At 36.8% G+C, this 25,116-nt stretch carries 25 protein-coding genes; 15 read left to right on the plus strand and 10 right to left on the minus strand.

The annotated features are described in order from the left end of the window. The first annotated feature begins 11 nt into the window (after positions 1 to 11). Together LF20184_RS03165 and galU are read left to right on the plus strand one after the other, a co-directional pair. Complete coding sequence (locus LF20184_RS03165) at positions 12 to 971, plus strand: YihY/virulence factor BrkB family protein (RefSeq protein ID WP_235699483.1); 960 nt, start codon at positions 12 to 14, stop codon at positions 969 to 971. Continuing rightward, on the plus strand, positions 971 to 1,885 hold the full coding sequence (gene galU / locus LF20184_RS03170) for a UTP--glucose-1-phosphate uridylyltransferase GalU (protein ID WP_010020709.1): 915 nt from the start codon (positions 971 to 973) through the stop codon (positions 1,883 to 1,885). Before LF20184_RS03165 ends, galU begins: the two co-directional genes overlap by 1 nt. On the opposite strand, the gene LF20184_RS03175 is transcribed toward galU, so the two are convergent. Next, entirely contained in the window at positions 1,886 to 2,170 is a 285-nt protein-coding gene (locus LF20184_RS03175; protein ID WP_056945189.1) for a hypothetical protein, read from the minus strand. It lies immediately after the preceding gene. Between the two features lie 94 nt (positions 2,171 to 2,264). Between LF20184_RS03175 and LF20184_RS03180 the strand changes: the two genes are divergently transcribed. The 4 genes from LF20184_RS03180 (at position 2,265) to LF20184_RS12685 (ending at position 7,006) form a co-directional block, all read left to right on the plus strand. Further along, complete coding sequence (locus tag LF20184_RS03180; RefSeq protein ID WP_010020706.1) at positions 2,265 to 3,428, plus strand: thiolase family protein; 1,164 nt, start codon at positions 2,265 to 2,267, stop codon at positions 3,426 to 3,428. Beyond that, the gene (locus tag LF20184_RS03185) at positions 3,415 to 4,656 is read left to right on the plus strand and encodes a hydroxymethylglutaryl-CoA reductase, degradative (protein ID WP_010020704.1); all 1,242 of its coding nucleotides are present in this window, start codon (positions 3,415 to 3,417) and stop codon (positions 4,654 to 4,656) included. Before LF20184_RS03180 ends, LF20184_RS03185 begins: the two co-directional genes overlap by 14 nt. After that, on the plus strand, positions 4,656 to 5,810 hold the full coding sequence (locus LF20184_RS03190; RefSeq protein WP_010020702.1) for a hydroxymethylglutaryl-CoA synthase: 1,155 nt from the start codon (positions 4,656 to 4,658) through the stop codon (positions 5,808 to 5,810). Before LF20184_RS03185 ends, LF20184_RS03190 begins: the two co-directional genes overlap by 1 nt. Before the next feature lie 1,034 nt (positions 5,811 to 6,844). Next, entirely contained in the window at positions 6,845 to 7,006 is a 162-nt protein-coding gene (locus tag LF20184_RS12685; RefSeq protein ID WP_010020701.1) for a hypothetical protein, read from the plus strand. A gap of 42 nt (positions 7,007 to 7,048) precedes the next feature. On the opposite strand, the gene LF20184_RS03195 is transcribed toward LF20184_RS12685, so the two are convergent. The 3 genes from LF20184_RS03195 to LF20184_RS03205 all read right to left on the minus strand — a co-directional run bounded on the left by LF20184_RS03195 (position 7,049) and on the right by LF20184_RS03205 (position 9,874). Then, the gene (locus LF20184_RS03195) at positions 7,049 to 7,837 is read right to left on the minus strand and encodes an RlpA-like double-psi beta-barrel domain-containing protein (RefSeq protein ID WP_010020700.1); all 789 of its coding nucleotides are present in this window, start codon (positions 7,835 to 7,837) and stop codon (positions 7,049 to 7,051) included. A 183-nt stretch (positions 7,838 to 8,020) separates the two neighbouring features. Beyond that, the gene (locus LF20184_RS03200) at positions 8,021 to 8,500 is read right to left on the minus strand and encodes a nucleoside 2-deoxyribosyltransferase (RefSeq protein ID WP_010020699.1); all 480 of its coding nucleotides are present in this window, start codon (positions 8,498 to 8,500) and stop codon (positions 8,021 to 8,023) included. Positions 8,501 to 8,842: 342 nt separating this feature from the next. After that, positions 8,843 to 9,874 carry a branched-chain amino acid aminotransferase gene (locus tag LF20184_RS03205; protein WP_010020698.1) on the minus strand — a complete coding sequence of 344 codons (1,032 nt, stop codon included), beginning with the start codon at positions 9,872 to 9,874 and terminating at the stop codon, positions 8,843 to 8,845. A gap of 424 nt (positions 9,875 to 10,298) precedes the next feature. Between LF20184_RS03205 and LF20184_RS03215 the strand changes: the two genes are divergently transcribed. Next, the gene (locus LF20184_RS03215) at positions 10,299 to 11,150 is read left to right on the plus strand and encodes an alpha/beta hydrolase (protein WP_010020697.1); all 852 of its coding nucleotides are present in this window, start codon (positions 10,299 to 10,301) and stop codon (positions 11,148 to 11,150) included. A 12-nt stretch (positions 11,151 to 11,162) separates the two neighbouring features. On the opposite strand, the gene LF20184_RS03220 is transcribed toward LF20184_RS03215, so the two are convergent. The 5 genes from LF20184_RS03220 to LF20184_RS03240 all read right to left on the minus strand — a co-directional run bounded on the left by LF20184_RS03220 (position 11,163) and on the right by LF20184_RS03240 (position 15,517). Further along, positions 11,163 to 11,513: a DUF1516 family protein gene (locus LF20184_RS03220; RefSeq protein WP_010020695.1), complete on the minus strand. Its 351-nt coding sequence runs from the start codon at positions 11,511 to 11,513 to the stop codon at positions 11,163 to 11,165. 87 nt (positions 11,514 to 11,600) lie between these two features. Further along, entirely contained in the window at positions 11,601 to 11,828 is a 228-nt protein-coding gene (locus LF20184_RS03225; protein ID WP_010020693.1) for an SHOCT domain-containing protein, read from the minus strand. Between the two features lie 70 nt (positions 11,829 to 11,898). Further along, positions 11,899 to 12,891, minus strand: a complete 993-nt coding sequence (locus LF20184_RS03230; RefSeq protein WP_029606572.1) for a LacI family DNA-binding transcriptional regulator — start codon at positions 12,889 to 12,891, stop codon at positions 11,899 to 11,901. Then, positions 12,888 to 14,333 (minus strand): UDP-glucose--hexose-1-phosphate uridylyltransferase, encoded by a 1,446-nt coding sequence (locus LF20184_RS03235; protein WP_010020690.1) that lies wholly within the window; start codon positions 14,331 to 14,333, stop codon positions 12,888 to 12,890. The genes LF20184_RS03230 and LF20184_RS03235 overlap by 4 nt, the downstream gene beginning before the upstream one ends. Continuing rightward, on the minus strand, positions 14,333 to 15,517 hold the full coding sequence (locus LF20184_RS03240) for a galactokinase (protein ID WP_010020689.1): 1,185 nt from the start codon (positions 15,515 to 15,517) through the stop codon (positions 14,333 to 14,335). Before LF20184_RS03240 ends, LF20184_RS03235 begins: the two co-directional genes overlap by 1 nt. A gap of 149 nt (positions 15,518 to 15,666) precedes the next feature. On the opposite strand from LF20184_RS03240, the gene LF20184_RS03245 reads away from it, so the two are divergent. From LF20184_RS03245 to LF20184_RS03255, 3 genes are all read left to right on the plus strand, one after another. Then, on the plus strand, positions 15,667 to 16,533 hold the full coding sequence (locus tag LF20184_RS03245; RefSeq protein ID WP_010020688.1) for a DegV family protein: 867 nt from the start codon (positions 15,667 to 15,669) through the stop codon (positions 16,531 to 16,533). Then, the gene (locus LF20184_RS03250; RefSeq protein ID WP_010020687.1) at positions 16,523 to 16,873 is read left to right on the plus strand and encodes a VOC family protein; all 351 of its coding nucleotides are present in this window, start codon (positions 16,523 to 16,525) and stop codon (positions 16,871 to 16,873) included. The genes LF20184_RS03245 and LF20184_RS03250 overlap by 11 nt, the downstream gene beginning before the upstream one ends. Before the next feature lie 122 nt (positions 16,874 to 16,995). Then, complete coding sequence (locus LF20184_RS03255; RefSeq protein WP_010020686.1) at positions 16,996 to 17,703, plus strand: GntR family transcriptional regulator; 708 nt, start codon at positions 16,996 to 16,998, stop codon at positions 17,701 to 17,703. A gap of 59 nt (positions 17,704 to 17,762) precedes the next feature. Here the strand turns inward: LF20184_RS03255 and LF20184_RS03260 are convergent, their stop codons facing one another. Beyond that, positions 17,763 to 19,709 carry a sucrose-specific PTS transporter subunit IIBC gene (locus LF20184_RS03260; protein ID WP_010020685.1) on the minus strand — a complete coding sequence of 649 codons (1,947 nt, stop codon included), beginning with the start codon at positions 19,707 to 19,709 and terminating at the stop codon, positions 17,763 to 17,765. A gap of 218 nt (positions 19,710 to 19,927) precedes the next feature. Here LF20184_RS03260 and LF20184_RS03265 point away from each other — a divergent pair, with 218 nt between their 5' ends. From LF20184_RS03265 to LF20184_RS03285, 5 genes are all read left to right on the plus strand, one after another. Beyond that, positions 19,928 to 21,355 (plus strand): sucrose-6-phosphate hydrolase, encoded by a 1,428-nt coding sequence (locus tag LF20184_RS03265; protein ID WP_010020683.1) that lies wholly within the window; start codon positions 19,928 to 19,930, stop codon positions 21,353 to 21,355. Positions 21,356 to 21,366: 11 nt separating this feature from the next. Next, on the plus strand, positions 21,367 to 22,347 hold the full coding sequence (locus tag LF20184_RS03270) for a LacI family DNA-binding transcriptional regulator (RefSeq protein ID WP_010020681.1): 981 nt from the start codon (positions 21,367 to 21,369) through the stop codon (positions 22,345 to 22,347). Positions 22,348 to 22,461: 114 nt separating this feature from the next. Next, positions 22,462 to 23,040 carry a response regulator transcription factor gene (locus tag LF20184_RS03275; RefSeq protein ID WP_010020679.1) on the plus strand — a complete coding sequence of 193 codons (579 nt, stop codon included), beginning with the start codon at positions 22,462 to 22,464 and terminating at the stop codon, positions 23,038 to 23,040. Further along, entirely contained in the window at positions 23,037 to 24,113 is a 1,077-nt protein-coding gene (locus LF20184_RS03280) for a sensor histidine kinase (protein ID WP_010020678.1), read from the plus strand. Before LF20184_RS03275 ends, LF20184_RS03280 begins: the two co-directional genes overlap by 4 nt. A gap of 150 nt (positions 24,114 to 24,263) precedes the next feature. After that, positions 24,264 to 25,100, plus strand: a complete 837-nt coding sequence (locus LF20184_RS03285; protein WP_010020677.1) for a DegV family protein — start codon at positions 24,264 to 24,266, stop codon at positions 25,098 to 25,100. Positions 25,101 to 25,116 lie beyond the last annotated feature (16 nt).

A 25,116-nucleotide genomic window follows, 5' to 3' on the forward strand; every position in this document is an offset into this window, starting at 1 on the left:
TTGGTGAAATAATGGATGATAATAAACAGCAGGTGCCATTATTTAAGCAATCGGTAAAAAAAAGAGAGAAATTTATCGGTTTCGTTAAATATGTTACCCAAGCAATGAGCGACTCGAATGTACCCATGGCTTCAAAGGCAATCACATATTATATCCTGTTGTCATTGTTTCCAGCAGTTATTATTGTTGGAAATTTGATTCCACTATTACGATTAGATAAACCAACCGTGATCAGTTACATTGAATTCATTTTGCCAGACGATCTTCATCACTATTTATTGCCGACAATCATAAAGGTTTTGTCTAATTCTAATAGAGGTATCTTGTCAGTTGGTATTATTGTGGCTCTTTGGGCTATTTCCCGAGGTTTGAATATTGTACAAATGACCATGAATGAAGCTTACGGTTTGGATGTAAACAGTCTTTTTGTTGAAAAAACTTTCCTTAACTACATCATTCGTCGTGGGTTAGCTTTCTTTACCACATTGATGTTGTTAGTTGTTGGAGTGGCAGCAATTGTAACGTTTACATTCGGACAACTTTTTTTGAATTGGCTAATTCCGTTGCTACACGTGAATTCGCGTTGGTTAGATGAATTTGCGCGTTGGAAATGGCCGTTCGCTATTGTTATAATGATTTTGATCGTGTTTGCTTTATTTTATTTTTTACCTAATATTCGTCTAAAATTTTATTACATAATAACTGGTACCATCATTACTAGTGTTGGACTGCTAGGTCTATCGCAATTATTCTCATACTATTTGAAGTATTTCGGATCAGCTTGGGACAACTACGGTGCAATTGGTGCCATTATTGTGTTTTTGTTGTGGGTGAATATGTCAGTGACAATCTTTTTATTTGGAAATGCAATTAACGTTGCTTTCGCTGAGTCACTTGGCGGTCCATATTTAAGGAAAAGTACTGGTCGATTAACTAGTTATTTGCAGTCGCATGAAAAGGAGAATAATTAATGAAAGTCAGAAAAGCAATTATCCCAGCCGCAGGATTAGGAACAAGATTCTTGCCAGCAACTAAGGCATTGGCTAAGGAAATGTTACCAATCGTTGATAAGCCAACTATTCAATTCATCGTTGAAGAGGCTAAGGCTTCAGGTATTGAAGATATTTTAATTATTACTGGTAAAAACAAACGTTCTATCGAAGATCACTTTGATTCTGTACCAGAATTGGAACAAAACCTTGAATCTAAGAATAAGACAGAATTGTTGAAGGTAGTTCAAGATACAACTAACCTTGGCGTTAACTTGTATTACAGTCGTCAAGCTCATCCAAATGGGTTGGGAGACGCTGTTGCTCAAGCTAGATCATTTATCGCCGATGAACCTTTCGTAGTTATGTTAGGTGACGATTTGATGAAGGATAAGGTTCCTTTGACAAAACAATTGATTGAAGACTATGAAAAGACTCATGCTTCAACAATTGCCGTTATGAGAGTCCCAGAAAGAGACGTTTCAAAATACGGTGTCATTGATCCTGAAGGCGAAAATGAACCAGGTTTATTCAATGTTAAGAAATTCGTTGAAAAGCCAAAAGTTGAAGATGCTCCAAGTAATTTAGCTATTATTGGTCGTTATTTGTTAACTCCAGAAATTTTTGATTTACTAGCAACTCAAAAACCAGGTGCTGGTAACGAAATTCAATTAACAGATGCTATTGACCGTATGAACAAAACTCAACGTGTCTTCGCTCATGAATTTAAAGGCCAAAGATACGATGTCGGTAACAAGTTTGGTTACGTTAAGACTAATATTGAATATGGACTCACTCACCCCGAAGTTGAAGGTGAATTGAAACCATACATTCTCGAGCTTGCTAAGAAACTTCAAGCCGAAGAAAAACCTGCAACTAAAAAATCATCAAAATAATTAACCGAGTAACAAACAGTCATTAGCAACTCTGAAACCAAAGAGTTGTTGATGGCTGTTTTTATTGTTGAAGAAAACTGGCATTTCATAATATTCTTTCTTGTTGAGAAGAACGAGGAATTCCCAATTTTTTAAACCGTGCAAATTGGCAGATGTTTTTAAGATCACTTCATCATCAATAATTTCAATATCGACGACGGGTAAATTCTTATCAGGAGTTTCGACGAAAATTCGATTATTTTTTTTAAAATCATTTAACAATAAGATTAAATCAATAGTACGCATAAGAAATTTCCACCACTTTTATTTGTTTTTCTGGCTTAATTAAATTATTATTAAGGCTTAAGGATATTTTACCAAGTTTGAAGGGACATGAAATATGGATCCAATAGTAATTATAGACGCAAAGAGAACTGCCATCGGTAAATTTAGAGGTCAATTCGCTGATATGACAGCAGTTCAATTAGGAACACAACTAGTTTCTAAGTTATTGAAAAAAAATCATCTAGACCCCAAATTAGTTGATCAATTTATTTTTGGAAATGTTTATCAGACTGGTATGGGACAAAATACAGCCAGACAAATCGAACTAAATGCTGGTGGACGTGTCGATGCTACAGCCATGACAATCAACCAAGTTTGTGGTTCAGGGATGAAAGCTATTTATGAAGGTGTTTCTGCTATCACAATGGGTAACGCTGATATCGTCGTTAGTGGTGGAGTTGAGAGTATGTCAAATGCTCCATTTTACGCACCTAGAACTGGCAAGATGGAAGTTTCTCCTAAATTATCTGATGCTTTGTTCAACGATGGTTTGAATGATGCTTTCAGTCACTTGCCAATGGGTTTGACAGCTGAAAATGTTGCCAAAAAATATCACGTCACTAGAGAGCAACAAGATGAGTTTGCTTACCAGTCACATCAAAGAGCTTTTAATGCTAAAGATAAACTGGCACAAGAAATTATTCCAATCGAAGTCAATGGCGAAGAAATCACTACAGATCAATCAGTTCGTCCAACTACGACTCTAGAACAAATGGGCAACTTGAGAACTGTTTTTGACAAAAAAGGAACTGTTACAGCCGGTAACTCTTCACCAATCAACGATGGAGCAGCCGCTTTAATTTTGATGAGAGCTAGTCGTGCCAAAGAATTAGGCTTAGATTATGTAGCTCAAATCACTGGTTACACAGAAGTTGGAATTGACCCTAACTATATGGGTTATGCACCTTATTATGCAATCAAAAAGTATTTTAAACGTTATCAAACAGACCTAGCTGATTACGACTTATTTGAAGTTAATGAAGCTTTTGCAGCTCAAGCAGTTGCAGTTGGTCGCGACTTAGAGATTCCAAATGATAAATTAAATATTTATGGAGGGGCAATTGCCTTAGGTCATCCACTTGGAGCAACCGGTACGAGAATGATTGCTACTTTGATCAACTCATTGAAACAAGAGAATAAAACGACCGGTTTAGCATCACTTTGCATTGGTGGCGGCATGGGCATGGCTATGGGTATCAAGCTTAATGAAAATCTATGAGTTAACTCTTGAACAAAGAATCAAATACTTGCTGGAAAATGAATATATTGACCAACGACAAGCCGATTCATTACTAAAGCGACAGACTATTTCAAAAGATTTGGCTGATAGTTTGAGTGAAAATCAAATTGGCAGTTTTAGTTTGCCTTACGGATTCGCCACTGACTTCTTGGTTAATGGCAAAGATTATTTAGTGCCGATGACGATTGAAGAACCTTCAGTTATTGCTGCGGCTTCAAATGGTGCTAAAAGAATCAAGCATAGCGGTGGTTTCAAAACTTTTCCTTCTAAGCGAATCGTCTATGGACAGATTGTTTTGGAAAAAATTACTGATATTGATTTTGAACAATTGGAACAAAATAGTTCTGAAATTTTTAATTTTGCTCAAAATGCCCATCCTAGTTTGCTAAGACGTGGCGGTGGCATTGTATCGTTGAAATTCAATCGTTACGATGAATTTACAGAAATTGAATTAGGGATTGATACTGTTGATGCAATGGGTGCTAATATGGTCAACACAATTCTAGAAAAGACGGCTCACAAAATCGTTGAATTAACTAATGATGACGTTTTGTGCAGTATTTTATCCAACAGTGGTCAAGGTCAAGTTATCACCGTTGAAGCACGAGTTGATTTTGCCCAATTAGGGACTAAGGACATGACTGGTGAGCAAGTTGCTAACAGAATCGTTCAGTTATCCAGTTTCGCTCAAAAGTCGGTTAAACGAGCAATTACGCACAATAAGGGTATCATGAATGGAATCGATGCTGTTTTGTTAGCTACTGGTAACGATTTTCGAGCTCAAGAGGCGGCTGCTCACAGTTTTGCCTTTGAATCTGGACAATACCAACCGTTCAGCGAGTGGCATATAGAAGATGCTCAATTGGTTGGAACGTTGAAGATGCCGATTGAATTAGGAAGTGTTGGTGGTGCTATCAGAGCATTGCCAATGGCTCAATTGAGTTTAGCAATTATGAAGATCAAAGACAGTCAAGAATTACAGTCAGTCGTTGGAGCAGTCGGTTTAGCCAATAATTTGTCGGCTATCAGAGCTTTAGTTACGACTGGTATTCAAACTGGTCACATGGGCTTACAGAGTAAATCTTTAGCTGTTTCTGCTGGAGCGGTCGGTTCAGAAATTCACGCAGTTGCTGAAAAATTGAATCAAACGAAAGATTATACAATCAAGAATGCTGAAAATATTTTGAAAGAGTTGAGAGAAAAATAATGGATATAGGTATTGATAAAATAGGTTTTTACGTACCAAAAGATTATATTGATATTGTTGAATTAGCTAAGAGAAGAGACGTTGATCCTAACAAATTTACGATTGGAATCGGTCAAGACAAACAAGCTGTTCCTTTGCCCCATCAAGACGCTGTAACGATGGGTGCTAGTTCAGCTGATAGTATTTTGACAGACGAGGACAAAAAAGATTTAGGGATGCTGATTGTCGGAACTGAAAGCAGTGTTGATGAATCTAAGTCAACTGCCGCCTTTTTGATGGATTTGTTGGACCTTCCGGAAGATATTAGAGCTTATGAAATCAAACAAGCTTGTTACGGAGCTACAGCCGGTTTACAAACTGCTTATGATTTTGTCAGCTTGAATCCTGATAAAAAGGTTCTAGTCATTGCAACTGATATTGCTCGGTACGGTATCAAGACACCAGGTGAGGTTACTCAAGGTGCGGGTTCAGTGGCAATGCTGATCAGTCAAAATCCTCGAGTTTTGAAGTTGAATCACGAATCAGTTTACATGACAAAAAATGTCGGTGACTTCTGGCGTCCAACTTTCTCAAAGACAGCTTTTGCTAGAGGAAAGTTCTCCAATGAAATTTACGTCGAATTTTTCCAAACATTGTGGGCTAAATTCCAGAAGAAATACGATGCAACAGCTGATGACTTTTCAACGATGCTTTTCCATATCCCTTACACAAAGATGGGAACTAAAGCATTGAGAACTCTAGAAGGAAAAGTTTCCGATGAAAAATACGCTGAATTGACAGAGCACTATCAAAACAGTATCAAATTCAGTCGTGACGTGGGTAATCTTTATACAGGTTCCCTTTATTTAGGATTGTTGTCATACTTAGTTAACGGTGCAAAAGCCAATGAGAACGTCTTGATGTTCAGTTACGGGTCAGGTGCTGTCGGTGAATTGTTCAGTGCCAAGATCCAACCAGGTTTTGAACAAGTTATCGACAAGCAAGCCTTGATTGATATGTTAAATAATCGTCAAAAAATCACTATTGATGATTACGAAAAAATCTATCAAATTGAATATAAAAACGATACGATCGTTGATCCATCAACTGTTAGCGACAAGTTCTATTTGAGTGAAATCAAAGAAAATGAACGTATTTATAAAAAAATGAAATAAAACATTGTAAACGCTTACCTATGATGTTATATTAAAGACGTGGTAAAGATGAAGTGTCAAGAACTGTAGCCCTAAAAAGATTTTGATTCAGAAAATGTTATCGTTTTCCAGGAGATGGTAGGATTAGTCTAGAACAAATAAAAATTAAGGTAGTACAGTTCAACGGCATTTTAGGAACTAGCGAAAAAAGTTAACATAAGATCGACCTAATTAGTAGTAGTCGCGCAAGCTCAATACATAGTTCGCTAGGATCCTATAGTTGGACTAACATAAGTACATATTCATATATAGTAAGATATGTTTCAGGTAGTAAGATTCATTTAAAGTTTAGATTCATTTAACGTTGATGAAACTGCAGTAAATTTCATCTTACCACTTATATCTAACTAGGGACTCCCAACTCACGGGGGTCCTTTTTTAGTGCAGAGGGTGGTGCAAGCTTGCAGAACCCGTTTAGTAGTACAATGAGATGTTACAAAAATAGGGCAAATGATATAATCCTTAACGTATACAGCATCAAAGTTGTAAACGGTTACGGAAGGTGCTATATTATAGATGTGGTAAAGATGAAGTGTCAGGAACTGTAGCCCTGAATGATTTTGATTAAGAAAGTTTTATCTCTGAAGTTTGGTAAGATTAGTACAAAGCAAATGAAAGTTAGAGTCAGTACAGTTCAACGACATTTTTGGGACTAGTGCCAAAGGTTAACATAAGATCGACCTATTAAAGTAGTCGCGCAAACTCAATACATGTTGCATTAGGATCCATTAGTTGAACAATATACATGTGTTCGTAAAGTAAGATATGTTGCAAGTAGTAAGATTTAGAATTTAGATTCAATGTTTAAGTTTTAAAGTTGATGAAACTACAGTAAATTTCATCTTGCCACTTATATCTAACTGAGGACTCCCGGAGTGTGGGAGTTCTTTTTTTTGCGTTTTAAATAGACGAATCAGCAACCTCAAGCTATAATCATTGGGTCAAAGATAAAACTCGCCTTAGAATGTGGTAAATATCAAAAGGGGTGAGTAGCGATGAAAAAGCTATTACAATTGATTTTGATTATCATTGATCTTTGTATAATGATTACTGCACCATTAGTCGTGGCAATAATTGCCTTTGTTATAGGGATGTTGTTCTTGTTTCATTACATTTTTGATTTTGAAGAAAAAGCTGAGCATACAAAAAAAGATTGAACCCCTCACAGATTCAATCTTTTTTATTTTGTCTATTTAACTTTAGCCAATTACTTGAACAGTAACGTTTTGACGACCAAATTGTAATGCTTGTGAATTAGGCATGGCGATGTCTAATTGGTTAGGATTGCTGTAAGCGAATAGTCCTGTATCATTAACAACACGATCATAAGTATTACCACTACCATCAGTAATTCTTAAATGTGTACCCTTAGGGAATTTTGAAAGATTAGCAGCAACACCGCTGTAACCCATATTTGAACCTAAAACGACAGGATCATAGGCTGTAGCTGACATTGTCAAAGTTTCCTTAACGTTGTCATTTGAAAGGTATGTGCCGTTGATCCAGTGACTTTGGCCTACATCATACCAAGTAGTATTGTTAGAATCGGTCTTGCTTGCATAAACGTGAAGTGATGAGCCGCCACTGATTGAACTGACATAATTACCATTTGGTGCATCGTAAATATTTACGTCACCATTAGCTTGAACGTACATAGTTTTATCTAAAGCTGTAACAGGTTCTTCAGTAGAAAGATCGTGTGCTGAAACCCATGTGTTTGTAGCAACTTGATAATATGTTACGCCGTTAACATTGGCAACTTTATTTGTAATCCAAGCTGACTTGTTAGCTAGACTACGACTTGTTGTAGACATTGTATCATTTGACAATGAGTAAAGTGGTGCCCCATTGCTATTTGTAATATAGATGACGCTACTAGTATCTGCTGATGCAACTGCAGCATTAACAGTTTGTGTTTGTGTACTGATTCCCATTAGTGCAAGTGTTGTAACTGTTAGAATGGATGCTGCAATTTTTTTGATATTCATTATAAAATGATTCCCCCGAATTATAAAAACTTGTATTTGTTTTTATTAATTTTTCTCAACGGAGAGTATCATATAACGTATAGACCAAAAAATGTTGAATATAACCCAACTGTAAATTAGTTATAACTTAACTGTAAAAGACACGTAATGGTATTGAAACACAAAATAGTCAAAAAATAGTAATTATTTTTCTGAATATTTTTTGATTCCTTCAAGCATGTCGTCAATATTGTTGACCATCATACCATTCATTTTGATCAAACCAATCGTGTAATTGTTGATATAAGCAAAAGGATTTTCACCGATAGTCTTAACAGCCTCAAGCTTTTCAGGGTTTTCGAAGCCGTGTTGACGTAGGTCAGTGTAAACACCAATAACAGGTATTTCTTTACCGAAGGCCACACCAATTTCTGAAGCCACACCGTCGTCCATTGTGTCACCATCTAAGATAGCTACTACTAAATCAGAAGAAAGAAGTTCTTTGTTGTCTTCTTGAGCAATTTTGATTGAATCAGCGTAATTCATTTTGTCGTTGATGTCGCCATTTTCTTGGGGAAGATAGACTTCGATGTTGCTGTCCATCTTTCTGATCTTCTCAACTACATATTCGTTAAACATACGGTCAGCCAAAGCAAACAATCCGTTGGCAAAATAGATTTTCATTATTATTAAATCCTTCTTTCTTTTATTTGTTCTGTAATAGTTTAGCATGGATAAATGTATAAAAATACCGAATAGCGAAACATACGCAATATACCATTTTTTATAAAATAGAATATTCCAATATTTAATAGAAAGTTTTACTAAAATAGAAGTTATAAATAGTCAATTTGTATATACAATTTACCTGTGAGATTCAAAAGCACAAGAATCCTATTGAGTTTAGTTTCCACAGGGGGACGGGTCAGGGTTTGAGGGCTGTGGTTTTGGATCCTACTACCTCACTTCTCAACAATATATGAAAAAAGGTCGCAGACGTTAATCTGCGGCCTTTTTGATTAGTTATTATTCTACTACTTGAACCCAACCTTCAGGTGCTTCAACAGTACCAAATTGAATTCCAGTTAATGTGTCATACAATTTCTTAGTTACAGGACCAACTTCAGTTTCACTGTAGAAGACGTGAAGGTTACCGTTGTGTTCCAAACCACCAATAGGTGAGATAACAGCAGCAGTACCACAAGCGCCGGCTTCAGCAAATTTGTCTAGTTGATCGATGTATACGTCGCCTTCTTCAGCTTCAAGTCCCAAACGGTTCTTAGCCAACCAAAGTAGTGAGTATTTAGTGATACTTGGAAGAATAGAAGGTGATTTAGGTGTTACAAAGACATTGTCCTTAGTAATACCAAAGAAGTTAGCTGATCCAACTTCCTCAATCTTCTTATGTTCGATAGGATCCAAGTAAACACAATCGGCAAAGCCATTATCATGAGCTTTTTCACCAGGGTAAAGACTGGCAGCATAGTTACCACCAACTTTACTTTGACCAGTACCTTTATGAGCGGCACGGTCGTATTGTGAAGTAGTGAAGTTAACTGGTGTAAGTCCACCCTTGAAGTAATTACCAACTGGCATTGCGAAGATGGTAAAGATATATTCTGGGGCAGCGTGAACACCAATTTGTTCACCAGTACCGATAATCAAAGGACGAATATAAAGTGTGGCACCATTGCCATAAGGTGGTACGAAGTCAGCATTAGCTTTTACAACTGATTTTACTGCTTCTACGAATTTGTCTTCTGGGAAAACAGGCATCAAGAGTCGTTCACATGAGTCCTTTAAACGTTTAGCATTGCGGTCTGGTCTGAACAATTGAATTTTGCCATCTGGGGTACGATACGCTTTCATACCTTCAAAAGCTGCTTGACCGTAGTGCAAGACTGGGGAAGCCTCACTAATGTGAAGTGTACTATCTTCTGTTAGTCCAGCATCTTGCCATGCGCCGTCTTTCCAATGTGCAGTAAAACGGTAAGGTAAGTCCATATAATTGAAACCTAGATTGTTCCAATCAATTTTTGTTGCATCTGCTTTTGCCATATTTTATATCTCCTTTGTTAAATTTTGTCTAATAAATTAATAACATTATTAAATTTATTAGATTCATAATAGTTAACATGCCAAAAAGTGTCAATGGTAAATTGGAATTTTTTTAATAATCCGTTTAATTAAGCAAAAAAATGAAAACTAGGTACAATAAGATTGAAATAACTCTTTTTTAAGTTAGGTAGTAGTATTATTCCGTCCTCCATAGCAAAGAAAATTTGGCTGGAACGCTGTGGGTACGACTTGGAGCCTTTGCTAAGACCAAAACCGGGCAAAGTCTTCAAGCTCGACCTTTCACTAGGCAATAAATTGCCAAGAGAAATTTCACAGCTGAGCCAATTTTCTTCGCTATTCCGGACTAGATAGTGCTTCTAAATTTAATATCAAAAGACATTATTTAGATTAGGAGTGATTTAATTTGAGTAAAAAGAAAATAACTATCGCTACGATTATAGCTTCCTTGTTGTTGATTGTTGGAGTTTTTAGTTTCAGTAATTCAACTCAAGCTGCCACTAAAAAGAAGTATGTTCAAGAATCGATTCCAACCATCTTTTTTCACGGCTATGCCAGCAGTTTTCATGCTGAGCAACAAATGACCGGGGCTATTAAAAAAGCCGGTGTAACGAAGACTATCGTGCGTGTCAATGTCAGTCCTAATGGCTATGCTAAGATGATTGGTTCAATTCCTAAAAAAGCTAAGAATCCTATTGTAGAAGTGAATTTTGACAACAGTCGCAATGGCGATTACCACACTCAAGGTCAGTGGGCCAAAAATGTTATTAAAGTTGTTCAAGAAGATTACAAGTGTAAGAAAGTTAATCTAGTTGGGCATTCAATGGGAAATATGGCAATCAACTATTATATTTTGGACAATCCCGGATTAAAAGGTTTACCTAAGATAAATAAAGTTGTCGATATCGCCGGTCACTTTGATGGCATAATCGACGAAGATGATGAACCTAATGAAACAACATTAGATAAAAATGGTAAGCCAGATCGGATGAACTCTTTCTATAAAGAATTATTAGCTTTGAGAAAGACATATCCTACAAACATTAAAGTTTTAAATATCTATGGTGATAAAAATGACGGAACTCATTCTGATGGAGCGGTAACGAATGCTTCTTCTAAGTCTTTGAAGTATTTAGTCTCTGGACGTGCTAAGTCTTATCAAGAAAAGAAGATTGTTGGTAAGATGGCAGCACATAGCAAGTTGCATGAGAATAAACAAGTTGATAAAGTATTGATCAATTTTCTATTTAAAAAATAAGCTAAAAAACTATTAAGCAAATGGGTACCATCCAGCAAGTGCAAAGCCGATTAAAGCAGTAACGATGCAAAAGACAATAACTGCCCAAATCAGTGACTTGCTGATAGTTTTTTGTGCCTTCCGAGCAAAAGCAATTTCAGCCAATGCAATAAATGCTAAGGCTACAATGATTTTTACGATCAACAGCATTGGTTCAACCGACCAAGCTTTGATTGCCAGTTTGATACCAGTAGCGATGATGACGAGATAACCTACACGCGTGATCATTTCGTAAATCTTTGTGTGTGAATTAGTAAATAATACTAAAAGGATCATGATTGCCATGACCATCCAAGTAATTAAATGTGTCCATAACCAAATCATATTTTGCCTCCTCGATACACTTTCAATCTTAGCATTTTGATGAAAAAAAGTAGCAATCCAAAACTGCAGTTTGGAATTGCTACTTTTTTATTTCAGTAAATTTTCTTTTCTCTTGCGATAGTCATCATCAGAAACATTACCTTTGGCGTATTCTTGATCAAGAATTTCCAGGGCACTAGTTTTTGAATGACTGCGATTATTATTGAGTAAGTACAAGACAACTAAAGCAACTAATAGGATGATGATTCCATAGAACCAAAAACCAGAACCCATGAAGCCACCACCAAAACCACGACAATTAGCAAATCCCATCATAGTTATCACTTCCTTAAAGTATTTCTACTTTAATTGTAAGTAAGAAGCATTTTAGGAGCAATCAAACTGCTTAGTTGGTACTTTGACGAAAGACCAATTTGGTCATTAGAATAACTTTTTTGGCAACGTGTCGAGGGTTAGTCAAGACATCTTGGATAGCATCGACAGCTGTTTCACCCATTTGAACCGTCGCCACGGCTACTGAGCTGAGTTCAGGATTTACTAAACTGGCTATGGACGTGTCATTGAAGCTAAAAATCTGAACTTGATCAGGTACAGAAATTTGTTCTTCTTGTAAAGCCTTCAAGGCTCCACTAGCCATTGGATCGTTAGAAACGAAGAAAGCCTGTGGCAAATTAGGCAATGTCTGAATGGCTTGTTTCATCTGTTGATAACCAGATTCCTTCGTAAAGTCACCTTTGAAACAGAGTTCAGGTTTAAAAATGCCGTGCTTGTTCATAGCTTGTTGAAAACTATCGTAACGAAAGTCGGGAATGATTCGTTTGTCATCAGTTGAAGTTTCTTCACCATAAATTAAGCCGATGTCAGCAATATTTTGATTGGCAAAGTAGTCAACAACTTGTTCGATACCGTAATTGAAATCGGGCAAAATTGTATCAAAGCCCTTTGAAAATTGGTCATCATCAATGAAGACTAAATTCGAACTGATTTTTTTCATAGTCGTTACTTGGTCTGAACTGAATTTTCCAATCGCAATGATTCCGTCGATGTCAGTAGGAATTTGTTCTAGATCATTGTGAAAGATTCTTAATATTTCAAAGCCATATTTTGGAGCTTGTTGTTCGATGCCTTCGCGGATCGTCATGTAGTACAAGTCATCTTGTTCTTTTGATTCGGAATACCACTGAACTAAAGCAATGTGCTTTTGAAAGCGAGAATTCTTGTGGTTAGCTTTTTGGTAGTTTAAATCAGTCGCAATTTTTAGAATATTAGCTCGCGTTTGGTCGGTGACTGATAAAGTCAGATCGTTATTTAAAACTCGTGAAACCGTAGCGGCAGAAACGTGGGCTTTTTTGGCAATATCTCGTAAGGTAGCCATTATGAAAGACTTCCTATGAATTTATCGAAGGCTTCTTGACCTTGTTGGTCCCATTTGAAAACTCCAGCATCTTCAAGCACTCGACCAAAGACTAAACCAGTTTCTTTATCAACGATTTCTGACACGTTGTCTTCATTGAAGTCGTATTTTTCTTGAAGTTTATCAGCCCAAGCCTTGTGATATTCTGCCATTTGGTTAGGTTGTTTGAGTAAATAACGTTCGACTTCTTTTAGTTCATCTTTCAAGCGAGCGGGTAAAATTGCCCGACCCATGACCTCAATCAAGCCGATATTTTCTTTCTTGATGTGTTGAACATCTTGGTGGGGATGAAAAATACCATCAGGGAATTCTTTTGAAGTTTGGTTGTCACGCAAAACGATATCTAAAACGTAATTGTCATCGACTTTGTATGCAATTGGTGTGACAGTGTGGTGACGAGTTTTATCGGTGAAAGCTCTGACGTCAACCGTTTCATCAGAGTAGTTTTTCCAATTTTCGTGGATCAAAGTGGCAGCGGCAACTAATTGTTCTGGATTATCACTAGTCAAACGAATCGTTGAAAGTGGCCATTTGACGATACCAGCTTTGACATTTTTTACTGGAAGTGAAATATCGCGGTCAATTTTAGCTTTCATCATTGGAAATTGATGACGTCCACCTTGATAGTGGTCGTGACTGAGCATTGAACCACCAACGATTGGCAAATCAGCGTTACTGCCGACAAAGTATTGTGGAAACATCTTGATGATTTCAAGCAAGTTGTTGAAAGTATGTTGATTGATGATCATTGGTTGATGAATTTTGTTCAAGAAAATCGCATGTTCGCTGAAATAAGCGTAAGGCGAGTATTGGAAGCCCCAAGTTTGTCCACCGAGAGTGAAGCGGATGATACGGTGATTGCTTCTGGCTGGATAGCCGAGACGTCCTAAATAACCTTCGTTTTCCATGCACAGTTGGCATTTAGGATAACCAGTTTGCTTTTGTTTGCCGGCTAGAGCAATAGTTTTGGGGTCCTTTTCGGGTTTGGACAAATTGATAGTGATTTCGAGATTTCCGTAGTCAGTTTTGACTTGATAAGAGATATTTTTAGCGATGGCTTTGACTTTGATATAGTCATTGTCTTGGCTCAACTTGTAAAAATAATTCGTGGCCGTTTCAGGGCTTTTTTGGTAGAGATTCCAAAACTTGGCGTTGACCTTAGAAGGTAGTGGCGTCACGAAGTTCATCAACTGGTCGTTGAGAATTTCTTTTTCAGTTTGATTATCTTCAATCTTGCCATTTTTGATAGCTGTTTTAATTAAAGCAGTTTTGATATTGTCGTCTGTTTGATGATTGTCGTCACCAACTAATGCACAGATACGATTGTATAAATAAGTTTTGTCGAGTTCTTGATAATCATTGTCAGAATCAACGATCAAGTCGACAAATTGGTCAACACAGGACATTATTTTTCCACCTCAGAGATTTTGATTTCACTTGGTCCGTCAGCAATTTCAGCAATGTAGAAGTCAGCGTTGTAGCCGATTTTTTCTTGATAAATTTGACCGACGTTTTGTTTGAATGTTTCCACTTGGTCTTTTTGAACGAAGGCAATTGCGCAACCACCAAATCCGGCACCGACCATTCTTGCACCGAGGACACCATCTTGTTGCCAAGCAGCTTCAACTAAGGTATCGAGTTCGACACCAGTAACTTCATAATCGTAGTGAAGTGAAATGTGAGAAGCGTTGACGAGTTTTCCAAATTCAGTTAGGTTGTTTTCTTTTAGATATTTGATAGCTTTGAGAGTTCTTTGGTTTTCAAAGACGGCATGACGAGCACGACGAATCAAAATATCATCGTTGATCAAGTAAGAATTGCGGTCGAAGTCGTCGATTGATAATTCGCCTAGAGATTTGATATTTAGTTTAGTTTGAAGAAGGGCTAGGGCTTGTTCGCATTGGCTGCGGCGTTCGTTGTATTTGGAGTCAGCTAGAGCACGTTGCTTGTTAGTGTTCATAATTACGATCACGTGGTCGCCGAGTTCAACTGGGGCGTAGTGGTATTCCATCGTATTAGTGTCGAGTAAGATAGCTTGGTCTTTTTTACCCATACCGACAGCAAATTCGTCCATGATTCCGGAATTAACGCCGATGTATTTATTTTCGTTTTGTTGGCCCATCTTAACGAGGTCGATTTGGTCGATTCCTAAGTTGAAGACGTCATTTAAGATATTACCCATTAGTAATTCGATTGAAGCAGAAGATGACAATCCAGCGCCATCCGGCAAGTTACCATGAACGTAAATGTTGAAGCCGTGGTCAATCTTGTAGCCAGCTTGTTGAATTAAATAAATCATCCCTTTAAGATAATTTGACCAGTTATCTGCTTTTTTATAAGTTAAGTCGTCTAAAGTGACTGAAATAATTCCTGTGTCTGGCAAATTAGCGGAATACATTTGAATTGTTTTGTCGTCTCGATTACCAAAAGCAGCGTAAGTTCCTAAACTGATAGCACATGGGAAGACGTTACCACCGTTGTAGTCAGTGTGTTCACCGATTAGATTGATTCTACCAGGTGAGAAGAAGAGCTTTTCAGCAGTTTCGTTAAAAATATCTTGATATCCTTGTAAAATTTCTTTCGTATCCATAATCATTCTCCATTTTTACTAAATATTTACTTAACAAAAATGATAGCGCTTTCCGATAACTAAAACAAGTAGTATAGATTTAATTATTCCTATAAAATGTTATTATTATATGCATGAGTGCCCATACTGGAAAAAAGAGGAAGAATTCAATGAAAACGGCAGTGGTAACTGATACAGCGTCTTATTTGACACCCGAACAAATTAAAAAATATAACATTACTGTTTTACCAATTACAGTTATTTTGGGGAATAAGCAGTACAAAGAAACTGAGGAATTAACAGACCAAGAATTCTTTGATTATTTGCGTAACGAAAAAGAATTGCCAACGACTTCTCAAGTATCAATGGGACAAATTCAAGAAGCCTATGACCGTCTAGTTGATGAGGGCTATGACACGATTATTTCGATTCACTTGTCATTAGGGATTACTTCCTTTATGGACAATTTGAGAATGTTCGTTAAGAGCTATGACAAGGCTAAAGTTTATCCATTCGATTCTATGGCCGCCAGTGGTGCAGAAGCTGACTTAGTCATGATGGCAGGATTACTTGCGCAACAAGGCGTTGAACCCACTGAAATAATTAAACGTTTGGAAAATTTAAGAGATTCTACACACATTTTGTTTGCTGTCGATGACTTGAAGCACTTGAGTAGAACCGGACGTCTAAGCAACCATTCTGCTATTATTGGTAGTTTGTTGAATGTGAAGCCGTTGTTGACTTTTAAAGATGGTAAGATTTATGCGATTGCCAAAGAAAGAACCATGCACCGTGCTTACAGAATGATTGCTACAGAAATTAAGAAATATACAGAAGAACACCCTGATTGGAATTTGCACATTACTGTTGTTGATTCTAACAACCGTGAAATGCTAGATAAGTGGTCGAATGATTTCCAAAAAGATTTTCCTAAAGCTAGAATTTCTAAGAGCCATTTAGGACCAGCTATTAGTGTTCACACCGGTGAAAAGACTATGGGTGTCGTCTGGGATAAGGATTTTGAAAATGAAAACTAGAGTTGTATTGTACGTCAATGATGTTGATATGAGTGTTGATTTTTGGACAATGGAGTTTGGTGGCGAAGTCTCTGATCGTCAAACTTTAAATGGTGGCTATCAAAATGTCATCGTTAAAGTTTCATCAGAAATGGAATTGTCGATTTTTCCCAAAGACTATATCCAAATTTACGCTCCAGAAATTCCTGAGACTGTGCCATCATTGATGTTCTTCTCAGAAGACTTTTATCATTTGCATGAAGAAATTTTGAGTGCCAGTGAGATCAGTGAAGTTAATGGTGTTTTGACCTTTAATTTCCAAGACCCTGAAGGCAATATGTTCGTCATGGCAAAAGCATAAGGTGAGTCCATTGTGGATTCATCTTTTTTTGTACGATTCGTCCAGTTATTAGGCATAGTTTTTGTTTGCACAAGTTTTCGCATGACAATACAATTTAAACAAGTGTCAGAAAGGAAACTATTATGAATACTTTACATGAGCGATTGATGGATCAATTAACTAGTTACATTCAAACATTGCCAGCAAATACTAAATTACTTTCTGAAAGACAATTAGCGGATAAATATCAAGTTTCACGCAATACTGTTCGTTTGGCGTTATTGGATTTGGAATCAACTGGGTTAGTTCGCCGAGTTCAAGGTCAGGGTACTTTTGTCAATCGAATCAATCTTCAAAGTGACCTCGGCAGCAGCTATAAATTTGGCCAGCAAATGCGGCTGTTAGGGAAAATTCCTAGTACGAAGATTATTAGTTTTGAAGAAAAAGATGTTAATGCTTATTTTGCTAAAAACCTCAATTTAGAAATTGGTGAAAAGATATATAAAGTCAGGCGATTGCGTTTAGCTGACGATGAACCGATGATGTTGGAGAGAAGCTTTTTGCCGGTGAAGTTATTTCCAAATTTGACTAAAGAAATGCTTGAAAATGATTCGATGTATAACGTCTTTGAACAAGAATTTGACGAAAAAATCGATTACGCTGACGAGTATTTTTCAGCCGATGTTATTAGTAATTGTGACTGTGAATTTATGCAGTTAAAACCGGGAACGCCGTGTTTGCATTTGGAAAGAAAAACTTATGATGAACAAAAGCACATTATTGAGTTTACTTTGAGTACTGCTCGCAGTGATGAATTTGCTTATCATGTTAGACATAATTTAGAAAATTAAAAAAGATGCTGAAAATTAGATCGGCATCTTTTTTTTGCGCTTATTTGATTTATGAAGGATTAAGCAGTAGCAACCGGAGTTGTTTCAAGTGTTGGTTTAGTTAAAGCCACGATGTCATCACCTGAAGTGACATCAGATTTGTTCAAACGGTCGACGTCTGAATAAGTTGCACTGTTAGTTACGACGACCATAACAGTTGTGTCGTAGCCAGCAGCTTGAATCTTTTGTAGATCGAAAGTTCCTAATAAATCACCTTTATTGACGTGTTGTCCTTGTGTGACGTTAGAAGTGAAGTATTGTCCTTTGAGATCAACTGTATCAATTCCTAAGTGAATCAAAATTTCGGCACCATCATCAGTTTGAATTCCGTAGGCGTGTTTTGTTTCATAGGCCACAGTCAAAATTCCGTCAGCTACGGCATAGACGTTACCATCGTTAGGTTTGATGGCAGCACCTTTACCCATAATTTCAGCTGAGAAAACTTGGTCGTTAACTTCGGATAAATTGATCAATTCACCACTGACTGGAGCAGCAATCATTTCGTCAGCGACTTCGATGTCTTTTCCTTCAGAAACAGGAGTGGCAGTCGTTACTTTGTCGAATTTTTTACCGTAGGCGTATGTCAAAGTGAATCCTAAGGCGATACTGATAATGATACTGATGAAGAATGGTAGATAAGACTTAGGTGGTAGGGAGATGAAACCGATAATTCCGGCAGCACCTAAGGCACTGGATAAGACGTGGAAAATACCGATGATGATTGAAGAAATACCTGAAGCAATCATGGCACAGAAGAATGGGTAGCGAAGTTTCAAGTTAACACCAAAGATTGCAGGTTCAGTAATTCCTAGTAAAGCTGAAACACCAGCTGAAGAAGCTAGTCCTTTTTGCTTTTCATTTTTAGAGATAAAGAAGACAGCTAGACAGGCAGCACCTTGAGCAGCATTGGCCATTGAAGCGATTGGGAAGATGAAGTCTCCACCAGTTTTGGCAATATTAGTTAGTAATTGAGTTTCAATAGCGGGGAAACTTTGGTGCAATCCAGTAACTACGATAGGTGAGTAGAAAGTACCAAAGATAGCTGTACCGATAAAGCCGGTTGTGTTGTACATCCAAACGATACCGTTAGTTAAAGCATCTGACAATGTTCTCATAACTGGTCCGACACCGATGAAAGTCAACAAGCCAGTGATGATAACGGCAATTAACGGTGTAAAGATAAAGTCTGGTGTAGCAGGCATGTGTTTGTGAAGCCATTTTTCAATTGTAGCAAGTATCCAAGAAACAGCTAGAACTGGTAAAACTTGTCCTTGATATCCAGCTTGAGCAACGTCCATACCGAAGATATTCCAGTAAGCCATCTTGCCAGAAGCCATCACATTAGCAACGTCATAACCACTAACTAAACTAGGCATAACCATTGCCATACCGATAGCGGCACCAAGATAAGGATTACCACCAAAACGTTTCGTAGCAGAAAATCCAATCAAAATTGGCATGAAAGTAAATGGTGCAGAAGCTAGTAAATTGATCAGTTCAGAAACACCTTTTAAGCCGGGATACATTTGAACGACTGATTGAGCCCCGAAGAGGTCTTGAGAAGTCAAAACATTGTTCAAAGCCATCAATAAACCACCAGCGACTAAAGCAGGAATCAAAGGTACGAAAATATCAGAAAGAAGTTTAACCAAAGCCATTACGGGGTTAGCTTTTTTGCCGTCAGTGGCAAGGTTTTTCAAGTCGTCGGGTGTGACTTCTTTTAAGCCAGTTTTTTTGATGAAGAAGGCATAAACCTTATCAACATCACCAGGTCCGATAATGATTTGATATTGGCCGTTGATACTGAAAGTACCCTTGACGTCATCATCATTGTCCAAACCTTTTTGGTCGATTTTTTTAACATCTTTAACTACTAATCTCAATCGAGTAGCACAGTGGGCAGCAGCAATTAAGTTATCTTTGCCAACGTATTTGATTACTCGATCAGCAACTTGTTCATGATTCATGATACGTTCCTCCTAAAAAATACATGTAAGCGCTTTTCGTAATTTAATAATACCTGCTTTTTAGAAAATGTCAAACGTTTATCAAAAATAATTTGATTGTTTAATTGGGAATCAGAGAGCACGTTTAGAATAACAATTGTTATAAATGTTAAACGATTGACAATTTGTAGTAAAAGCGGTTACAATGATAACTAATCAAGGAAAGTCGAGTTAGAACAATGATTACAAAATGGACGACAAAATTAAGATACTTACCATATAAGGATTGGCCAGCGGAACAAATCGCTGATATCAAACAAAATATCAATAATTCTCACTGGCGTCTGGGTTATCACATTCAACCTAGTAGTGGATTGATGAACGATCCAAATGGTTTTTCTTATTTCAATAACCAGTGGCATTTGTTTTATCAATCGTTTCCTTACGGACCAGTGCATGGTTTGAAAAATTGGACCCACTTAACTTCTAAAGACTTAGTAAATTGGCAAGATCACGGACCAGCACTGTTGCCTGGGGATGCTCAAGATAGTCACGGTGCATATTCTGGTTCAGGTATCGTCGTTGATGACAAATTATTTCTAATGTATACCGGAAATGTCAGAGACAAAGACTGGGTCAGACATCCTAAACAAGATGGTGCGTGGTTGGACAAAAATAATCACTTACAAAAAATTGCGACACCATTGATCGACCAAGTTAAATCAGGTTTCACTGACCATTTCCGTGATCCCCAAATTATTGAACACGACGGCCAATATTATTGTTTGATTGGTGCTAGAAAAAAAGATGACACTGGACACGTCTTAGTTTATCAAGCACCAAACGTCACAGGACCTTGGTCATACAAGACTGAATTGAAATTTACTGATGAACAAATGGGTTACATGATTGAGTGTCCTAATTTAGTCTTTATTGATGACAAACCAGTGTTGATCTTTTGTCCACAAGGAATTTCTCAGGATGTTTTGAAGCATCAAAATATTTATCCTAATGCCTATGTAGTCGGAGAAGGTTTTGACTGGGATAAATTTGAATTCAGCAATCCTTCAACTATTAAGAATTTAGACGAAGGATTCGACGTTTATGCAACTCAAGCATTCAATGCTCCAGACGGTCGAGTTTTATCGATAAGTTGGATTGGATTGCCTGATACGACTTATCCAAGTGACGTTGAAGGCTGGGCGCATTGTTATAGTTTAGTTAAGGAACTAAAACTCATCGGGGGACAACTTTATCAACAACCAGTAGTGGAAAACAATCAATTAGTCGAAGCAACTATCGACTCAAAAGAAATTTCAGCACAAACAAAAATTTCAGCTGCAGTTAGTGGTTTAGAGGGAACTATTAAAATCACGACTGAAGAGGCTGAAGAAATAAAAATAATTATCGATGCTCCTAATGGTAAAATATTAGTTGACCGCACCAAGGCAGGAATTCCTTTTGCAACTGACTTTGGCACAACGAGAAATGCGAAAGTAACGAAAGGAATCAAACAATTAGACTTGTATTTGGATAATACTGTTTTTGAATTGTACGTCAATAATGGTGAACTAGTCTTTACCGGTAGGATTTTCCCACAAGGAAAGAAGTTCTTCGTGGAATCTGATTTACCAGTTACAAAACAGCGGTTAAAGAAGATTTACTGAGAGGATAAGTTATGGCGACACTAGATGATATTGCAAAACTAGCTGGGGTATCAGCAACGACCGTTTCACGAGTAATCAACAATTATGGTTCTTTATCAGAGAAGACCAAGACAAAAGTTTTCTCAGCGATGCAAGAACTCAATTATCAACCCAATAGTTTAGCTCGCTCACTCAAAGGTAAGAAAACTCAATTGATTGGTGTGATCTTGCCTGGTGTCAGCAATCCATTCTTTGGACAGATGGTGCAAGAAATCGAAGATCAACTGTTCAAAAAAGGTTTTAAGATGATTCTTTGTAACGCTGGAAACGACGCTCAAAAGGAAAGAGATTACTTACGAATGTTGATGGCAAATCGAGTTGACGGAATAATTGCTGGTTCGCACAATTTGGGAATTGAGGAATACCAAAAAGTCGGATTACCAATTATTTCCTTTGACCGTTACTTGTCAGACAATGTTCCTATTGTCAGTTCCGATAATTATCAAGGTGGACAACTAGCAGCTCAATCGTTGATCAGCAGTGGCAGTAAGAATCCACAAATCATCACTGGTTCTAATCGCCCCAACAGTCCGACAAATTCCCGTTTGACTGGGTTTAAAGACGTCTTAGAAAAACATGATTTATCCTACAATTTGATTGAATTGCCATTCAGTTCATCGCCAAATATTAAAAGTCTCAAAATCAAAGAATTATTGACCAATAAAAAAATCGACGGTATTTTTTGTACCGACGACTTAACAGCTTTGTTAGTTAAGCAACAAGCTCAAGCTCTGAATTTACAAATTCCAACCGATATTCGTTTAGTTGGTTATGATGGGACTAATTTCATTCAAAACTACCATCCCGAATTGACAACTATCATGCAGCCGATTACTGATATCGTAACGATGATGATCGACTTGTTGTTGAAACGAATCGATGATCCAGATTGTCAGTTGGAAAAAAATTATGTTTTGCCCGTTAAATTGATCATGGGAAAAACCACTTTATAAAATAAAGTATTTTGCATTTCTTAGTTATCTATAAGTGAATGTAAGGTACTTTATTTTTTTGAAAATGCTTATAAAACTTATATGATACAATGAGAACCGAATTTGGAGGTACTTATGGAAAATATCTTAGTTGTTGAAGATGATGCGGAATTTAACCGTATTATGTGTACGTATTTACTGCGTAATGGATATAGTGTACAAGGATATCAAGATCCGATGGAAGCTTTTGATAAGTTCTATACTAATAAGTATTCTTTGATAATTTCCGATATAATGATGCCCAAAATTAATGGATTTGATTTCGTTAAAGATATTCGTGAGAAAGACAGTGAAATTCCAATTTTATTCATAACAGCATTGGATGACTTTGGTTCAAAACAGAGAGGTTTTCACGAAGGTATCGACGATTATATGGTCAAACCGATAGATATGGATGAAATGGCTATTTACAACGATGGCAAGGAAATCGATATCTCGCCAAGAGAATTTACAGTCCTTTTTAAACTATTGTCACATCCTAAAAAGATTTTTACCCGAAGTGATCTGATGGGGGAATTTACAGGGATGATGGATGATAATAGTTTGAGAACAGTTGATGTTTACATTACAAAATTACGAAAATTATTTGCTGAAACTGATAGTTTTAAGATAGTTACATTTCATGGATTTGGATACAAGGCGGTGATCAAATGAACTTAGGAAGTATGAAAATATCATTTGGTAGATCTAAGGATAGTCGTGTTACTGCTCCGATGATTTCATGGCCACTCATTTTGAGTGTTATGGGTTTTATGGCTATCTTGATTGCTGTACAAGCTGTAATTGTTGATGCACTTGAAAATAACATTGGTCTAATGGTAATTGGATTGATGAGTTATTTGGTTTTTGTCTGCTTAATTTTGACGGGAATCATTTGGTTAGTCTGGCGCCAGGTAATCGGGATTAGACTGCGAGAAATTGCAAGATCGGCTCAAAAAGTTGCAGCGGGGGATTTCAGTGTTCAAATACCAATCGATCCCAAAAAGAGTAAATTAAATGAAATTGACGTTTTAGTTAAGGATTTTAATATGATGGTGGATGATTTGAATAGCAACGAAATGCTTAAAAGCGACTTCATTTCAAATGCATCTCACGAAATAAAAACGCCTTTATCAGTTATTCGAAGTTATACCAAAGCTTTAAAGGATAATGTATATTCCGAGAATGAAAAAGGGAACTACATAGACACTATAATAAAGGCAACAGAAAGATTGAATAAAATCGTAACTGATATTTTGAGGCTCAGCAAGTTAGAGAATCAGCAGTCACCTTTAGGGAAAAAGAAATATCAATTGAGTGAACAATTGCGTAAATGTTCATTGGAATTCATGGATAAATGGCAAGCAAAAAATATCGATTTTGATATTGATGTTGAAGATGTAGTAGTTGATTATGACGATTCCTTAATGGAAATAGTTTGGAATAACTTATTGTCAAATGCTGTTAAATACACCAATCAAGGTGGAGAAATAAAAGTCGCTTCTGAAGTAGTTGATGGAAAGGTGTCAATCAGTGTTTACAATTCAGGGGATGGAATGGATAAAGTTACTCGCCGACGAGTATTTGAAAAGTTTTATCAGGGAGATACTTCGCATGCTTCTGAGGGAAACGGCCTAGGATTAGCGCTCGTAAAAAGAATCATGGATTTAGTAAATGGGAAGATATTTGTTGATAGTGCACCTGGCAAAGGAGCTACTTTTACCGTAGTACTTGATACTGAAAATTGAGTTAAAGAATGAAATAGACTTAACAATCCAATAATGGTTGTTAAGTCTATTTTTTTAAATTTAACATTTCATTAACAAAATATTGCAAGTTCATAAATATGAGTAAGTTAAAGTTACTTTGTTAGTTCAAGTAATGAGGAGAAATAAAAGATGAAATGGAATATTGTAACTGATTCAAGTTGTGACTTATTTTCAAAAGATTATCAAAAAGGTGATATAAAATTTTCAAGCGTACCATTTAATATTCAAATAGGAGCAGAGTCTTTTCGAGATGATGAACAATTAAATAAGAAAAAATTATTGAATTTAATCAATGAAGGGGATGTTGGTAAGACTTCATGTCCAGCACCTGAAGATTGGTTAGAACAATTTAGACAACCTGGCAATATCATTGCACTCACGATATCGTCCAGCCTTTCAGGTAGTTTGAATAGCGCATCAGTAGCCAAACAAATGATTCTAGAAGAAAATCCTGATAAAAAGATTGAAATTATTGATTCTAAATCTGCCGGTCCTGAATTAGCACTTTGTGTGGAACAGATGGAAACTTGGATTCAACGGGGTATGTCGTTTGATGAAGTAGTTTTTGCAACCAAAAAATTTCTTGAAGAGACACACATATTGTTTATGTTGAAATCGTTCAAACACTTAATAGCGAATGGAAGATTGAGTAGAATCAAAGCACTGTTAGCTCAAACATTTAACGTTTTAGGAATTGGCTATGGAAATGAAAATGGTGAAATAGTTGTTAAAGACAAGACTAGAGGTTCGAAAAAGGCCATTAAAATTTTGATTCAGTCAATGAAAGCCGATGGTTTTGCAGGAGGAAAAGTATGTATCAGCCATTGTGAAAATCCTAAATTTGTAAAGACATTGAAGCAAAATATTTTAGATTCTTGGCATAATGCGGAGATTCTTGTGTTACCAACGAGAGGTTTGTGCAGTTACTATGCTGAACAAGGAGGATTAATCGTCAGTTATAACTAAGACAGGAGGTTAAATT

Origin of the sequence: Companilactobacillus farciminis KCTC 3681 = DSM 20184 (assembly GCF_002706745.1) — a bacterium.
Lineage (GTDB): Bacteria > Bacillota > Bacilli > Lactobacillales > Lactobacillaceae > Companilactobacillus > Companilactobacillus farciminis.

Bases quoted from the DNA above. Each gene is read 5' to 3' on its own strand.
- LF20184_RS03165 (WP_235699483.1), top strand. From the start codon at position 12: ATGGATGATAATAAACAGCAGGTGCCATTATTTAAGCAATCGGTAAAA.
- galU (WP_010020709.1), top strand. From the start codon at position 971: ATGAAAGTCAGAAAAGCAATTATCCCAGCCGCAGGATTAGGAACAAGA.
- LF20184_RS03175 (WP_056945189.1), bottom strand. From the start codon at position 2,170: ATGCGTACTATTGATTTAATCTTATTGTTAAATGATTTTAAAAAAAAT.
- LF20184_RS03180 (WP_010020706.1), top strand. From the start codon at position 2,265: ATGGATCCAATAGTAATTATAGACGCAAAGAGAACTGCCATCGGTAAA.
- LF20184_RS03185 (WP_010020704.1), top strand. From the start codon at position 3,415: ATGAAAATCTATGAGTTAACTCTTGAACAAAGAATCAAATACTTGCTG.
- LF20184_RS03190 (WP_010020702.1), top strand. From the start codon at position 4,656: ATGGATATAGGTATTGATAAAATAGGTTTTTACGTACCAAAAGATTAT.
- LF20184_RS12685 (WP_010020701.1), top strand. From the start codon at position 6,845: ATGAAAAAGCTATTACAATTGATTTTGATTATCATTGATCTTTGTATA.
- LF20184_RS03195 (WP_010020700.1), bottom strand. From the start codon at position 7,837: ATGAATATCAAAAAAATTGCAGCATCCATTCTAACAGTTACAACACTT.
- LF20184_RS03200 (WP_010020699.1), bottom strand. From the start codon at position 8,500: ATGAAAATCTATTTTGCCAACGGATTGTTTGCTTTGGCTGACCGTATG.
- LF20184_RS03205 (WP_010020698.1), bottom strand. From the start codon at position 9,874: ATGGCAAAAGCAGATGCAACAAAAATTGATTGGAACAATCTAGGTTTC.
- LF20184_RS03220 (WP_010020695.1), bottom strand. From the start codon at position 11,513: ATGATTTGGTTATGGACACATTTAATTACTTGGATGGTCATGGCAATC.
- LF20184_RS03225 (WP_010020693.1), bottom strand. From the start codon at position 11,828: ATGATGGGATTTGCTAATTGTCGTGGTTTTGGTGGTGGCTTCATGGGT.
- LF20184_RS03235 (WP_010020690.1), bottom strand. From the start codon at position 14,333: ATGTCCTGTGTTGACCAATTTGTCGACTTGATCGTTGATTCTGACAAT.
- LF20184_RS03240 (WP_010020689.1), bottom strand. From the start codon at position 15,517: ATGGATACGAAAGAAATTTTACAAGGATATCAAGATATTTTTAACGAA.
- LF20184_RS03245 (WP_010020688.1), top strand. From the start codon at position 15,667: ATGAAAACGGCAGTGGTAACTGATACAGCGTCTTATTTGACACCCGAA.
- LF20184_RS03250 (WP_010020687.1), top strand. From the start codon at position 16,523: ATGAAAACTAGAGTTGTATTGTACGTCAATGATGTTGATATGAGTGTT.
- LF20184_RS03255 (WP_010020686.1), top strand. From the start codon at position 16,996: ATGAATACTTTACATGAGCGATTGATGGATCAATTAACTAGTTACATT.
- LF20184_RS03260 (WP_010020685.1), bottom strand. From the start codon at position 19,709: ATGAATCATGAACAAGTTGCTGATCGAGTAATCAAATACGTTGGCAAA.
- LF20184_RS03265 (WP_010020683.1), top strand. From the start codon at position 19,928: ATGATTACAAAATGGACGACAAAATTAAGATACTTACCATATAAGGAT.
- LF20184_RS03270 (WP_010020681.1), top strand. From the start codon at position 21,367: ATGGCGACACTAGATGATATTGCAAAACTAGCTGGGGTATCAGCAACG.
- LF20184_RS03275 (WP_010020679.1), top strand. From the start codon at position 22,462: ATGGAAAATATCTTAGTTGTTGAAGATGATGCGGAATTTAACCGTATT.
- LF20184_RS03280 (WP_010020678.1), top strand. From the start codon at position 23,037: ATGAACTTAGGAAGTATGAAAATATCATTTGGTAGATCTAAGGATAGT.
- LF20184_RS03285 (WP_010020677.1), top strand. From the start codon at position 24,264: ATGAAATGGAATATTGTAACTGATTCAAGTTGTGACTTATTTTCAAAA.